Origin of the sequence: Arthrobacter sp. 8AJ, assembly GCF_902506025.1 — a bacterium.
In the GTDB taxonomy this organism is placed as follows: Bacteria; Actinomycetota; Actinomycetes; order Actinomycetales; family Micrococcaceae; genus Arthrobacter.
The window spans coordinates 3,196,112-3,210,243 of record NZ_LR733289.1 but is presented as its reverse complement, the minus strand read 5'-3'; the positions used below and the strand labels follow the sequence as shown (position 1 = coordinate 3,210,243).

The 14,132-nt window shown below is 66.2% G+C and carries 11 protein-coding genes; 6 read left to right on the top strand and 5 right to left on the bottom strand.

Features of this window, described 5'->3' with window-relative positions:
• The first annotated feature begins 80 nt into the window (after positions 1–80).
• Positions 81–407, top strand: coding sequence for an acylphosphatase (locus BACI349Y_RS14880; RefSeq protein ID WP_159632779.1), 327 nt, complete (start codon positions 81–83; stop codon positions 405–407).
• 20 nt (positions 408–427) lie between these two features.
• Here the strand turns inward: BACI349Y_RS14880 and BACI349Y_RS14875 are convergent, their stop codons facing one another.
• From BACI349Y_RS14875 to BACI349Y_RS14860, 4 genes are all read right to left on the bottom strand, one after another.
• Complete coding sequence (locus BACI349Y_RS14875; RefSeq protein WP_159632778.1) at positions 428–4,105, bottom strand: TM0106 family RecB-like putative nuclease; 3,678 nt, start codon at positions 4,103–4,105, stop codon at positions 428–430.
• A gap of 146 nt (positions 4,106–4,251) precedes the next feature.
• Positions 4,252–5,454 carry a TerC family protein gene (locus BACI349Y_RS14870; protein ID WP_159632777.1) on the bottom strand — a complete coding sequence of 401 codons (1,203 nt, stop codon included), beginning with the start codon at positions 5,452–5,454 and terminating at the stop codon, positions 4,252–4,254.
• A 37-nt stretch (positions 5,455–5,491) separates the two neighbouring features.
• Positions 5,492–7,159 (bottom strand): RecQ family ATP-dependent DNA helicase, encoded by a 1,668-nt coding sequence (locus tag BACI349Y_RS14865; protein WP_159632776.1) that lies wholly within the window; start codon positions 7,157–7,159, stop codon positions 5,492–5,494.
• Between the two features lie 190 nt (positions 7,160–7,349).
• The gene (locus BACI349Y_RS14860; protein WP_159632775.1) at positions 7,350–8,324 is read right to left on the bottom strand and encodes an aldo/keto reductase; all 975 of its coding nucleotides are present in this window, start codon (positions 8,322–8,324) and stop codon (positions 7,350–7,352) included.
• A gap of 305 nt (positions 8,325–8,629) precedes the next feature.
• On the opposite strand from BACI349Y_RS14860, the gene fdhA reads away from it, so the two are divergent.
• The 5 genes from fdhA to BACI349Y_RS14835 all read left to right on the top strand — a co-directional run bounded on the left by fdhA (position 8,630) and on the right by BACI349Y_RS14835 (position 13,742).
• Complete coding sequence (gene fdhA, locus BACI349Y_RS14855; RefSeq protein WP_159632774.1) at positions 8,630–9,841, top strand: formaldehyde dehydrogenase, glutathione-independent; 1,212 nt, start codon at positions 8,630–8,632, stop codon at positions 9,839–9,841.
• 111 nt (positions 9,842–9,952) lie between these two features.
• Positions 9,953–10,306: a GNAT family N-acetyltransferase gene (locus BACI349Y_RS14850; protein WP_159632773.1), complete on the top strand. Its 354-nt coding sequence runs from the start codon at positions 9,953–9,955 to the stop codon at positions 10,304–10,306.
• Between the two features lie 276 nt (positions 10,307–10,582).
• Positions 10,583–11,518 (top strand): serine hydrolase, encoded by a 936-nt coding sequence (locus BACI349Y_RS14845; RefSeq protein WP_159632772.1) that lies wholly within the window; start codon positions 10,583–10,585, stop codon positions 11,516–11,518.
• Between the two features lie 68 nt (positions 11,519–11,586).
• Positions 11,587–12,948: an MFS transporter gene (locus BACI349Y_RS14840; protein WP_159632771.1), complete on the top strand. Its 1,362-nt coding sequence runs from the start codon at positions 11,587–11,589 to the stop codon at positions 12,946–12,948.
• A 44-nt stretch (positions 12,949–12,992) separates the two neighbouring features.
• Positions 12,993–13,742, top strand: a complete 750-nt coding sequence (locus BACI349Y_RS14835) for a dienelactone hydrolase family protein (protein WP_159632770.1) — start codon at positions 12,993–12,995, stop codon at positions 13,740–13,742.
• Between the two features lie 15 nt (positions 13,743–13,757).
• On the opposite strand, the gene BACI349Y_RS14830 is transcribed toward BACI349Y_RS14835, so the two are convergent.
• The gene (locus BACI349Y_RS14830) at positions 13,758–14,096 is read right to left on the bottom strand and encodes a hypothetical protein (RefSeq protein WP_159632769.1); all 339 of its coding nucleotides are present in this window, start codon (positions 14,094–14,096) and stop codon (positions 13,758–13,760) included.
• Between the last annotated feature and the right edge of the window lie 36 nt (positions 14,097–14,132).

The following is a 14,132-nucleotide window of genomic DNA, read 5'->3' as shown; positions in this document are numbered from 1 at the left end:
TCGTAAGTAACCGTCTCCCGGGTTGGGGGACGCGGTTACTGCGACCCGATGGGGGCAGCAAGGTTTGGAGAAGGAGCACCATGGGCAGGCACGCAGGCTCAGCGCACGATTCCGCGCGGGGCGGTTCGGCCCAGGACGCTGTCCGCCTGGACGCCCGGGTGTTCGGGATGGTCCAGGGTGTGGGCTTCCGCTACTGGACCATGGGCACCGCGGAGGAACTTGGATTGTCGGGCGAGGTGAGCAACCTCGACGACGGGTCGGTGTCGGTCATTGCCGAAGGCGCCGAACCGCAGGTCCGGAAACTGCTGGACTGGCTCAAGTCGGACCGGACCCCTGGGCGGGTGGAGCGGGTTGAGTCCGGCTTTTCAGCTGTCCAGGGGACCTTCGGCGGATTCCGGGCGCACTGACGGCACCCGTTTCTGTGCGGCTACTCCCGGGGGCTTAGGCCGATGAAGGCGCCAAGTTCCTCCAGCGCCGCGGGCTTGTGCGGCATGTAGCTGGTGAGCTCGGGGGAGCGGATGATCACGGCACGCCATTGTCCGCGGGATACGGCCACGTTGATGCGGTTCCGGTTGAGCAGGAATTCCGCACCGCGCGGGGCCTCGGCCACCGCCGAGCACGCCATGGAGACCAGCACCACCGGAGCTTCCTGGCCCTGGAATTTGTCCACGGTTCCCACCCGCACCCCCGGCAGGCCGGCCTCTGCCAAATGCTTACGGATCAGATGGACCTGGGCGTTATAGGCAGCAACCACCAGCAGGTCCTGCTGCTCGAGGGGGCGGGCTTTGCTTTCCGGGCCGCAGGTCCACTTCAGCCCAAGATGGCGGCGGGCCTGGCGCACAACTTCCGCCGCCTCCTCCCGTGACGCTGTGGTGTTGCCCGCGTGGTTGACCAGGACCGTCTCCACGCCCGGGGCCATCTGCTCCAGTTCGCGGAGGGCCGCAGCCGGAGCGGAACGCAGCTTTCCTTCATAGCTGAGATTGGACACCGCCCGGCACAGCTCCGGATGCATGCGCCATGTATCTGCCAGGAAGTACCCAAGGTTGGCGGGCAGGGTAGCGTGGCCGGCGGCAAGCCAGCCAAGAGCGGATTCATCCACGGGTTCGGGGTGCGTGCCCTGCGTAACCTGCGGGAGCTGCTGCGGGTCGCCCAGCAGGAGCAGCCGCGTGGCTGCCGCAGAGACCGCCAGGGTGTTGGCCAACGAGAACTGGCCTGCCTCGTCAATGACCAGAAGATCCAGCGACCCTGCCGGGACTTCCTTGCCCGTCACGGTCCATGCCGTGCCTCCGATCAGGCATCCGCCCGGCGACGCCAGCAGCCGGGCCACATCGCCTTCTGACGTATGGCTCCAGGGAACCTGGTGTGGAGCGGCCAGTTTCTTGCCCACCACCTGCGGATCCACTCCACCGGTTTCAATGGCCCGGCACAGCAGGTTTTCCACCACGTTGTGGGACTGGGCCACCACACCGATTTTCCATCCCTGGGCCACCAGCCTGCCGATCACATGGGCACCCACGAACGTCTTGCCTGTCCCCGGCGGCCCCTGGACGGCCAGATAGGAATGGTCCAGGTCCTGCAGTGACTCGGTGATCGCCCGTGCATAGTCAGCGGTGCCGTCCTCACCAGGCAGCACTTCGGCTGGTCCTTGCCGGGAGCGGAACCGCGGCGGCAGCTTCCGCAGGATGTCCAGGCCCGGCTGCGCGGGGAGGGACGGCACGGAGGAGCCGACAGCCTGCGCTATCGCCGCGATGGCGGCTTCAATACTGGCGGTCGCGAGGGGCTGGTCCTCGGTGAGGGCCACCGGCAGGTGCGGGTAGGCGCGGACCTTTCCGGTCTCCCGCTCCGCAATGGTGATCAGGTGTTCCGGGCTGTCCGGCGCCGCTTCCAGCTCACTGATCCTGGTCCCGAACGTGAATGCCCGCGCACCGGACGCGGCCGGCGGATCGGTCATGCCATCGGGTCCAGGCGCGTCATACAGGCGGCACCAGCTGGAGTCGGGGCGGAAATCTGAGCCCTCGGTCATGGTTCCCCGGAGCTTGAGTATCCGTGTGCGCATCCGTTCCCGGGGCTTTGCCAGGGCCCAGTCCGACACAACTTCCGCCGAGGACACAACGAACACGTTCCGTTGGTCGGACCAGTTGTCCAGCGGTGCCTCGACCCGGTCGAAATGCTGCCACCAGAACTGCTTGCGCTCGCGGCGGTGGTATCCGGTGGCGGCGGCAACCATGGCGATGGCGCGCTCGTCGTCGGTCCACGGACGGTTGTCCGGCAAGGCTGCAAGGTACTCCCGCAGCCTGGTTTCCTCAGGCGACTCACCGGCGTGGGCTGAACCGTCACCGGCAGTTCCCTCGCCGGCCGCTGACAGCACCTGCCCGGGCAGAGTGGCCTGTCCGCCCGCAGCATCCACCGCTCCCAGGGCCTCCTGGCTTGGCTCTCCGGGGACACCGGCTTGTTGGCCCAGCTGAAGCAACCAGTCCCGGAGCCGGAGGGTGGAGAGGCAGTCGTACTGGTTGTAGTCCGAGATCGAGGCCAGGATGGCGTCGGCGTCGTCCTGCCGCCCGTCATCACGGGCGGCGCAGTAGGCGGCGTAGGCAACCACAGAGGCCCCGGCGTCCTTGACTTCCCCGGACCGGAGGTTGTCCCCCATGTAAAGCGGTTCCAGCTTCTTGATGGAATAGGACGCTTCCGAGACCCGGATGGAGTGCCGGACCGTGGCGTACAGGTCCACCAGCAGCCCCTGCCGGAGCCAGTCGTCTACTGTGTCCTCACCGGCCTGGTGCGCCAGGGACAGGTTCCGCAGCGCCGTTTTTTCGTAGGCGGCGTAATGGTAGACGTGCATGTCCGGGTACATGGCGCGGCGTTCCTCGATGTAATCCAGGAAGTCGAGGAAGGCACGGCGCTCGCCGGAGCGGGAATGGGCCCAGAACGGCCGGAACACCGGATCCCCGGGGGCGCCCGCCACCGGGGCCTCTATGACACCAAACAGGTATTCGATGCCCCAGGCGCCGGTGGCGGGATCCTGCCAGAGCGGATCGCCCTCGAAGTCAAAGAAGATGTCGCCGGCACTGGGGGCAGGAAGCGAGCCGATCGTATGGTCGGGAAGGACGCTGAACGACACTGTATGCGGCTGTCCATCCTTGGTGAACGTCCGGGAACCTGCAGTCGGGTCCAGGCCAAGCTGCATCCGCGCCTGGGCGCGGAGCCTGGCCACCGAGTTCCTGGCCTCGCCGGCAGGCATGGCTGCCAACTCGTCGATGGTGGTGATGCCGGCCCCGTGCAGCTTCCGCCGCTGGACCACGGACATGCCAGCCACCATCAGGAGATCCCGGTGAAGCTGCACCTGCTCCGCGCAGTAGTCGCAGCGCCCGCAGTGGACGACGCCGGGCTGTTGCCACTCCACTGCGCCGTCACCGGCGCGGTGGCTGGCTGTGAGGTGGCGGAAGCGCCGGCGTCGTTCCCGGAAGACGGGCAGGAGATCCGGCAGGGAATGGCTGCTCCTGAGCCAGTCATCGCCCACCCGCGTTCCGAGTACCAGCGTGACAACCGGTGAGGGCTCCAGGCCCATCCCCAGGAGTTGGTCGCCGTAGGCGGCAAGCTGCAGCAGCGCCTCCACTTTTGCATGCCGGGCAAGTTTGGTGTCCCACACCTCGTAGCGGCCGGGGTTGCCGGTCCCGGCGGCCTCGTTGACCAGGAAGTCGGCGTAGCCCAGGAATTCGCCGTCGAAAAAGGTGGCCTGGAAAACCACGTCTGCCCCGGAACGGAGGGCGAGTTCGGTTTCGGCGTGCTTGGCCTGCAGTTCGCCGCGCAGGTTCTGGCCGCGGTCAAGGGAATAGACCCCTGCGCCGCGGCTGGCGTCCCATTGGCCGTACTTGGCCACCAGGCTGGCAAGCACGGTCCGCTCATGCTGGTCGCCCAACTCGCCGGCGCGTTTCTGCATCTCGTCAGCGGGAAACTCCGTCTTGGCGGTGCGGCCCAGCTTTTCGTCCAGGATGCGGAGCGTGCGGTACTCACACTCGCTGGCTGCCACCAGGTCGCTGGCCGAAAAGACCAGGTCCGGCGGTGTGCCGGGTCCGGCATCCTGGCCGGCAGCGTCGAGCAGAAACACGGGGCCTCCCCAACTGTTCGCGGGCCGGAGGACGGTTCCCCTGGCCTGGGATCAAACGTAGCAAGAGGGGCTGACAAACACTCCAGCAGGCCCCGGTGATGGTCCCGGGCAGGGCTCTTTCCAGGCGCCGAACGGAGCCGCCGGCGTCAGCCCTCCGTGGCGGCAGCCCGCACCTGGGCTTTGTCGTGCTGGTCGTGGGCGGTCCGGATCAGGTCCAGGAACTCGGTTTCATTGCGGATCAGCCGCTTGTACTTCTCGGGGAGCTTGCGGATCTGGTCCTCCTCACGGACCATCCTGGCAAAGATCTTGTCCCGCTCCGCCATGTCCGTCTCGTAGTTGAGGTCCACGTACTCGGTGGCATGCCGCCTCGCCCCCGAGACCGCGTTCTTGGCCTTGCCCTTGGGGCTGAAGACAGACGCCAGGATGGTCACCACCAGCACCCCGAGGATCACGCTGAGTGACAGGCCGGTGCTGACCTCCACCACGTTGACATGCTCGCCGTCGTTGATGAACGGCAGGGTGTTCTCGTGCAGGGCATGCAGGATGAGCTTCACGCCGATGAAGCCAAGGATGACCGCCAGGCCGTAGGAGAGGAAGATTAGCCGGTCCAGCAGGCCGTCGATCAGGAAGAACAGCTGCCGGAGGCCCATCAGCGAGAACGCGGTGGCGGTGAAAACGACGAAGACGTTCTGGGTCAGGCCGAAGATGGCCGGGATCGAGTCCAGGGCGAACAGGATGTCCGTGCCGCCAATGGCCACCATGACCAGCAGCATCGGGGTCAGGACCCGCTTGCCGTTCTCCACTGTGAAGAGTTTGTCGCCGTCGTAATGTTCGGAGGCGGGCAGCAGTTTCTTGGCAAGCCGGACCACCAGGCCGTCGGAGTCGTCATCGTGGTCGTCCGGCTTGAGCAGGTTTCCGGCCGTGAGGAGGAGGATGAGCCCGAAGATGTAGAACACCCAGGCAAAACTGTTGATCAGTGCCGCGCCCAGGAAGATGAACGCCGTGCGCGCGATCAGGGAGAACACGATGCCGAACAGCAGCACCTTCTGCTGGTCCGCGCGGGGCACCTTGAAGCTGGCCATGATGATCAGGAAGACGAAAAGGTTGTCTACTGACAATGCCTTCTCCGTGACGTAGCCGGCAAAGTATTCGGTGCCCATGTCGGCGCCCCCGAACAGCAGCACAACCAGGCCGAACACCACCGCGATGGTCACGTAGATGGCGGACCACGTGGCCGATTCCTTGAGGGAAGGGGTGTGCGCCTTGCGGACGTGGAAGAAGAAATCGAAGGCCAGCAGCCCGATGATTCCCGCAATGGTCAGTGTCCAGACATACGCAGGTACTTCCACGCGCAGGGCCTTTCGTCGGAGGGTCCCCTCAGCCTACCTAAGCGGGCTTCAGGAGTTGATGCTCCACGACGGCCGCCCGCGAAAGCGTCTTGTACCCCTCCTGCTCAAAGAGCACCGTGATGACATCGTCCTCGTGCCGCATCACCAGGCCGGGGCCCCACTCCTTGTGGACCACCGTGGACTGCAGCGGGAATGGCTCGTCGGCTGCGGAAGCCGGGACCCCGCCGTCGGACTTTCTCACCTCCGCCTGGTTGGCGGCTTCGGCGCACCCGTCGCAGTTTCCGCAGGGCTCCGGAAGCTCCTCGCCAAAGTAGCCCAGCAGGAACTGCCGGCGGCAGCCGTCGGTTTCCGCGTAGGCGCGCATCATGGTCAGCCGGGACTGGTCCACGCGTTGGCGGGCCTCGGCCAGTTCGACGGCGTCGGCCACCAGCGTGGGCAGCTTTGCCTTGGATGTCAGCCGGACTCCCCGTTTGCCGGCACTGACGGCGCCCGTCTCCTCCAGCTGGTTCACCAGCCCGGTAATGCGCCGGGCCTTGAAACCCGTCAACTCAGCGAGGGATGACCTTGGGGTGGGGGCATGGGCCGCCTTGAGGACCTTCAGTACCTCAAGGAGCGAATCTGGATCAGGGGAGTGGGTGCCGAAGAATTTCCGCAGGCCAAGGTCCTCGGAGCGGTAGTGGAGCACTGCGGAAGCGGGCTGGCCGTCCCTGCCCGCGCGTCCGATCTCTTGGTAGTAGGAGTCCAGCGACTCGGGAATGTCGGCGTGGACCACGAAACGGACGTTGGGCTTGTCGATGCCCATGCCGAACGCGGTGGTGGCCACCACCACGTCCAGCTTGTCGTTCAGGAACAGCTCGTGGATATGTTCGCGGTCCCTGGCGGAACGGCCAGCGTGGTACGCCTCGGCGCGCAGGCCCTCCTTGGCCAGCCTGGCGGCGTACTTTTCCGTGTCCTTCCGCGTGGCGGCGTACAGGAGGCCATGCCCGTTCCTGGCCAGCGCTGCCACCTGCTCAAGCACGGCCTGGCGCTTGCCCTTGTCTTCGTGGTGCCGGACCACGTCAAGGGTGATGTTGGGCCGGTCGAAACCGTGCACCAGCACCAGCGGCTTCTTCATCCCGAGCCGCTCCACGATTTCGTCCCGGACCGGCGGGGAGGCCGTGGCTGTCAGGGCAGCCACGGGCGGGTTGCCCAATTGCGCGCGGACATTTCCCAGCGCGAGGTAGTCCGGCCGGAAGTCGTGCCCCCATGAGGAGACACAGTGTGCCTCGTCCACCACGAACAGCGTGATGTCCAGGGCTTTGATCCGGTCCACGGTTGACTGCTTGGCCAGCTGTTCCGGGGCGAGGAACAGGAACACCGCCGTACCTCCCTCGGCGGCCCGCCAGGAGGCTTCCACGTCGGCGTCGCTGTGCGAGGAGTTGATGGCCACCGCGGCGTCCCGCCCGAGGACCTGGGACAGGCCATCCAGCTGGTCCTCCTGCAGGGCAATCAGCGGAGAAACCACGACGGCGGGACGTCCTGTTGCCTTGTGCAGGTGCAGGGCTGCGACCTGGTAGATGGCGGATTTGCCGTAGCCAGTGGGCATGACGGCCAGGACGTCGCGGCCGTCCGCGAGGGCGGCCATGCCGGCCAGTTGCCCGTCCCGGAGGTCCGGCAGGTTGAAGGATGAAGCAGCAAGGGCCCGAAGGGCAGATTCGTCGGACATGGAAACGGAGCTCCGCACAGAAGAAAACAGCAGCCGCTTGCTTCAGCCGTAGGACCACCCTACGCCAGCCCCGCCCCGCCGTCGTAAACCATTGCCCCTGGCCGGGGCGTGGACGGCCCGGGCCCGCATAAGCGGTGCTGGCCGGCAACGCTTATGCGGGCAAGGGCCGTCCGTGCGTGGTTCCCGAAGGCTACGTGTCGATGGTGGACATGTTGGGGTAGCGCGCGCCCGCAGTGGACCCAGCCGGTGCCAGCTGGTCCAGCAGCTGAAGCTCGTCCTGGGTCAGCTCCACGTCCACGGCGCCCAGGTTCTCCCTCAGCCGTTCACGCTTCTTGGTCCCCGGGATCGGAACAATATGCTCACCCTGCGCCAGCAGCCAGGCCAGGGCCAGCTGGCCGGGAGTGCACTGTTTCCGGTCCGCCAGCTCCTTGACCCGGTCCACCAGTTCCAGGTTCCGTGTGAAGTTCTCGCCCTGGAACCGGGGGGAGTGCCTGCGGAAATCGTCCTCCGCGAAGTCGTCCGCGCTGCGGATCTGGCCGGTGAGGAAGCCACGGCCCAATGGGCTGTACGGCACGAAACCGATGCCCAGCTCCGCGAGCACGGGGAATACCTTGGTCTCGGGCTCGCGCTCCCACAGCGAATATTCAGTCTGCAGCGCGGTGATGGGGTGCACGGCGTGGGCCCGCCGGATGGTTTCCGCCGACGCCTCGGAGAGGCCCAGGTAGCGGACCTTGCCGGCCTGGACCAGTTCCGCCATGGCGCCCACTGTGTCCTCGATGGGAACCGTTTTGTCCACCCGGTGCTGGTAGTAGAGGTCGATGTGGTCCACCCCCAGCCGCTGCAGGCTGGCGTCGCAGGCGGACCGGACGTAGTCGGGCCGGCCGTTGATGCCCACCCACGAACCGTCCTCGCGGCGTTCGTTGCCGAACTTGGTGGCGAGCACCACGTCCCCGCGGCGGCCGGAAATGGCCCGGCCCACGAGCTTTTCGTTCGTGAAGGGCCCGTACATGTCTGCCGTGTCCAGCAGCGATCCGCCGGCGTCCAGGAATTCGTGGATGGTGGCAACCGACTCCTGTTCGTCGCCGCCGCCGTAGAACTCGCTCATGCCCATGCAGCCAAGGCCAAGGGCGGAAACTGTCAGTTGTCCAATAGTGCGCGTTTTCATGCCGTTCTCCTCAACGGTAGAACTTGCCTGGGGACCGGCCAGCCTGCGTTCCTGGAGCCGGTTGGTACAGCCTACGCCGCGGATAACACTTCCCCACCTGAAGCCTCCGGTAAACAAGGGGCTCCTACCCCTAGACCGCTCTGTGGGCCGTGCCTAGACTGGGCGGATCCCCACCCCGGGAACCGGTACCTGACCATGCCAAACATCAGGATGCACCAACCGGCCAGGACTGTTCCCCTCCGCGGGATGTCTCACCTACCCAGATCACGGCCGTCCCACCGGACGCCTGACTACAGGAGCGATAGATGACAGGGAACAAAGCCGTTGCCTACAAAGAAGCCGGCAAGGTCGAAGTAATTGACATTGATTATCCAACGTTCGAGCTCAAGGACGGCCCCGGGGTCAACCCCGCCAACGTGGGACGCCCGGTCAACCACGGGGTCATCCTCAAAACCGTGGCCACCAACATTTGCGGTTCGGACCAGCACATGGTCCGCGGCCGCACCACGGCTCCACCCAACCTGGTGCTGGGCCATGAAATCACCGGTGAAGTGGTGGAAGTGGGCCGTGACGTCGAATTCATCAAGGTGGGCGATCTCTGCTCGGTGCCGTTCAACATCGCCTGCGGCCGCTGCCGGAACTGCAAGGAGCGCAAGACCGGCATCTGCCTGAATGTGAACCCGGATCGCCCCGGCAGCGCCTACGGCTACGTGGACATGGGTGGCTGGGTGGGCGGCCAGGCAAATTACGTCCTGGTGCCGTACGCGGACTGGAACCTGCTGAAGTTCCCGGACAAGGACAAGGCCATGGAGAAGATCCTGGACCTGGCCATGCTCTCGGATATCTTCCCCACCGGGTTCCACGGTGCGGTCACAGCCGGTGTGGGTGTCGGCTCAACCGTTTACGTGGCAGGGGCCGGTCCTGTTGGCCTCGCAGCGGCGACCAGTGCGCACCTGCTGGGTGCCGCCGTCGTCATTGTGGGCGACATGAACGAGGGCCGGTTGGCGCAGGCACGCAGCTTTGGCTGTGAGACCGTGGACTTGTCCAAGGGCGATCCGAAGGATCAGATCGAGCAGATCCTCGGCGTCCCCGAGGTGGACTGCGGCGTCGACGCCGTAGGGTTCGAGGCGAAGGGCCATGGGCACGACGCCAAGGAGGCGCCCGCGACGGTCCTGAATTCCCTCATGGAGCTCACGACGGCCGGCGGTGCCCTGGGCATCCCGGGCCTGTATGTCACGGGCGATCCGGGCGGCATCGACGAGGCCGCCAAGAAGGGTGCGCTGTCGCTGAGCCTTGGCACCGGCTGGGCCAAGTCGCTGAGCTTCACCACGGGCCAGTGCCCGGTGATGAAGTACAACCGGCAGCTGATGATGGCCATCTTGAATGACCGGGTGCACATCGCCAAGAACGTCAACGCAAAGGCAATTCCGCTGGAGGACGCACCGAAGGGCTACGCGGAGTTCGACGCCGGCGCAGCCACCAAGTACGTCCTTAACCCGAACGGCTACCTCAGCTGACGCGACGGCGGGCGGGGATGTCGCCAAGGAACCTTCACTTGCGGAAATAAGAGCGGACCGGGCCGGGTTAGGCTTTGCACGGTCAGCACACCCGCAACTGAAGGAGTTCCCTTGAGCGACATCACCGTCCGCCACACCCCTGGGCGCGAACGCTTCGAGATTCTTGATGCCGGCAATGTCATCGGCAAGGCGGCGTACAAGGAGTACGACGGCGGGGAGTCGCCGCAGCGGATTTTCTACCACACGTTGATCAACGAGGAATACGGCGGCCAGGGCCTGGCGGGCCGGCTGGCCGCGGTGGCCTTGGACAGCACGGTGGACGCGGGGATGGGGATCGTTCCGGTCTGCCCGTTCATCAAGAAGTTCCTGGCCAAGCACCCCGAATACCTGGGCAGCGTAGTTGCAGTTGCCCCCGCGCACCTGGAATTCCTGGAGACCGCGATCGCCGCCCGCACCCGCGGCTAGGTTTCGACGCGCAAAGGCTTGCCCTTTTGAACCCCGGTTCCGACGCGCAAAGTGGTTCCCGAGGCGCCGGCTCCCTGGCGCGGACGGCGTTCGGAACGCGCGAGGAAATTTGTGCGTCGACAGCGGATTTCCGCGTCGGCAGGACCGCCCGGTGGAACACCCGGCAAGCCTTCAGGAAGCTCCCAAACTCCGGTGATTTAATCAGCATTTGTCAGCGCGGCTCAACGCCGCGCTGACGTTGTTTTGTGATTGCCTAGGCGGGACAGGAGCCCTTGTATGTCCATGCACCCCGTGGTGCCCAAACCAGGCCGGGACGCTCCGCCGCCGGCACCGGGCAAGCCGTCGTCCGGCAAGGCACGGGGCAACAGAAGGCTGCTGATCCTGGCCCTTGCCGTGGTGCTGGTCATCGTCGGCACCATCACCCTGGCCGTGGTCCGGTCCGAGCCGCCGACGGGGGCAGTGGTTCCCACCGAGCCGGCGGTTCCCGCGGCACCGGTGGCGGCAGCCCCGCCGTCGTTGCAGGACAGCGTGGACAGCATCCTCAGCGAAGCCGACGAATACCGGATTGGGCTGGCGCTCGCCGACGTGTCCGGGGGCGCCGAGCGGACGTTCGGCGATGAAAACACCTTTACCGCGGCCAGCACGGCGAAGATCCTGACCGCCGCCGCCTACTACCACCTGGTGGAGAACGGGCAGGCAAGCCTCGACGAACCCATGGGCGACTACGACGCCGCGTTCCAGCTCAAAGCCATGGTCAACGACAGCAACAACGATTCCTGGCTGCTGCTCATGGACGCGGTGGGACACCCACAGCTGACCGCCTACGCGGCCTCCATCGGCGTCGCGTACGACCCCGAACAGAACCTGCTGACCGCCGCGGACATGGCCCTGATCCTGAAGAAGCTGTACGCGGGGGAGCTCCTGGACAAGGACAACACGGAACAGCTGCTGAGCTACATGCAGGACACCAACAACGAAGACCTCATTCCCGCCGGGTCACGGTCCGGCGTGGACGTGCACCACAAGTACGGGGAAGTGTCCGGGGAACTGCACGACGCTGCGCTCCTGAGCTACCGCGGGTCGACGTTCGCGCTGGTGATCTATACGGAGAACCCGGAGGGCGTTCCGGATGACGGGCAGGCAGAGGTGATCCGGGACCTTACGCGGGCAGTCGAGGACGCGCTGTTCCCGGTGGGACTGACGGGCAAATAGCCAACGCCACACCACGCCGGGATCCGGCCAAGTCGTCCCCGGCGTCCGCTGTGGGCCAGACTGTTACCGTGAGCAACAACCCCCGGACTGCCCTGGCCGTCGCCGGCCTCAGCCTGGGCACGGCACTGAACCCGCTGAACTCCTCCATGATCGCCGTGGCCCTGGTGGTGCTGCGCGCTGACTTCGGGCTCGACGTCGCTGCCGTCACCTGGGTGGTCACGTCGTTCTACCTGGCCTCTGCCGCCGGCCAGCCCGTCATGGGCCGGCTGGCCGACCGGTTCGGCCCGCGGCGGATGTTCCTGCTGGGCATGGGGCTGGTGGCCATCACCTGCGCCCTGGCTCCGCTGGCCCCCAACTTCGCCCTGCTCTGCGTCGCTCGGGCGGTCATGGCCCTCGGCACGGCCACCGCGTATCCCAGCGCGGTGGTGATGGTGGGGGCGCTCGCGCACCAGGCAAAGGTGGATACGGCACGTCCGCTGGGCCGGCTGCAAATGGCCAACACGTCCGCCGCCGCGGTGGGTCCCGTGGTGGGCGGCCTGTTGGTGGGCTTCGTGGGCTGGGAGTCCCTGTTCCTGGTCAATGTCCCGCTGGCCCTGGCGGCGCTGCTGATCGTGCGGAAGGCCGCCCCGCCGGACAAGGCCCGGGAGCGCGGCAGCGTGGCGGAGCTGGTGCGGGACTCGGATCTGCCGGGCATCGCCGGATTCATCGGCGCGCTGCTGCTGGTCATGATGGCCGCGCTGAACGTGGCACCGGACTACCGCTGGCTGATGCTTGCCGGTGGAACCGTCATCGCAGCGCTGTTTGCCTGGCGTGAGCTGCGCTTCGCCAAGCCGTTCCTGGACCTGCGGCTGCTGGGCCGGAACAGGCCGCTGATGCTGGTGTACCTGGCCTTCGCCGTTTTCAGCAGCGTCTACTACTTCGTCTTCTTCGGACTCCCACAACTCCTGCAGGAAGCCGGCGGATACGATCCCGGCGTGGTAGGCCTGCTGATGCTGCCGCTGGCCGGCATGTCCGTGGTGGCCACCCCGTGGGCAGTCTCTGCAATGGGAAGGTTCGGGGTCCGGCGGGTGCTGCTTGCCGGCGTCGTCCTTTTGACGGTGGTGGCGGCCCTCATGTGGCTGCTGACCGGTACGCTGGCCATCCCCGTCGTGGTGGTCCTCACGGCCCTCATGGGCATCCCGTACGGGACCGTGAGCATCGCCTCCAACCAGGGCATGTTTGTGTCCACCCGGCCGCAGGACCGGGGCGTCGCTGCCGGGATCTACCAAACCTGCCGCTACGTAGGGGCGATCACCGCCACCGTGATGATCGGGGTTTTTGCGTCCGGCGGCGTGCACCAGGACAGCTGGATGAGGATGGTCCTGGCCATGCTGGTTCTCTGTGCGGTGACATTGGGGATCTCCGTATTCTGGCGGCAGCAAAAGGCGTAGCCCCACCTCTGGAAGGGCCCGGGGGAGCGTGCCATGCTGGCCCCATGGGAAACATGATGACTCTGGGCAACGCCCAAACCGCCGTCCAGGCGTACATCAGTGAACCGGCCGGGATTCCCAAAGGCGGCCTGGTGGTGGTCCACGAAGTCTGGGGGCTGGTAGGCCATACCAAGGATGTAACTGACCGCTTCGCGGCGGAAGGCTACCTCGCAGTGGCCCCTGACCTGCTGTCCGGAGCCGGGGGAACGTCCGACCTGACAGGGGAGCTGCAGGAGGCGGCGTTCGATCCGGAACAGCGCAGCAACGCGCAGCCACGGTTGCGCAAGCACATGGCGCCGATGCGCTCCCCGGAATATGCCAAACACGCACTCGCCGCCCTCCGCGTGTGCTTTGACCACCTGGAAGGCCTCCCTGGGCTGGCAGGGCGGGTGGCCGCGACAGGCTTCTGCCTGGGCGGGACGTACACCTTCTCCCTCGCCGTTGCCGAGCCGCGGCTGCGCGCCGCCGTGCCGTTCTACGGGCACGCCGAGTTCAAGGACGCAGAGCTGCGCGCCATCAACTGCCCCGTCCTGGCTTTTTACGGCGAGCAGGACGAGGCACTCATGGAGGAGCTTCCCGGCCTGAAGTCACGGATGCGCTCAGCCGGCGTGGACTTCGAAGCCGTTGTCTACCCGGACACCGGCCACGCCTTCTTCAACGACACCAACAGGTATACCTACAACGCCACTGCGGCCGCCGACGCCTGGGCACGGACGCTCACCTTTTTGAAGCAGGGGCTTGGTACCCAGGCATGACCTGCTGCCGCTGATCTAAGGGCAGTAATGTGCCTCGCGGTCGTACTGGACGGAGTTCCGCACCCGGTGGGAATCCTCCCTGTCCCAGCACTGCCGGGTGCCGTCCGGGCCTGTCAGCGTGGTTTGCTCACGGTAGTGCTGGCCCATCTCGAAGACCTGCCCGTCGCGTATCAGGAAATGGGAGTGCGTCTGGGTGCTGATGGTCGTGGACGTGCTTCCATCATTGGAGCTCAGGGCGTCCGTGTAGTTGCTCGAGGACGAGGAAGACTCGATCCCGCTGGGCGTTGAGACGTGGTTGCTGACCACGATGCCCGTGCGGCAGGTCTGGACCTCGCCGTAGGGCCTTTGGTCCACGGCAAGGCGCCTGCCGCCGTCGTGCGTTCCAGTTTT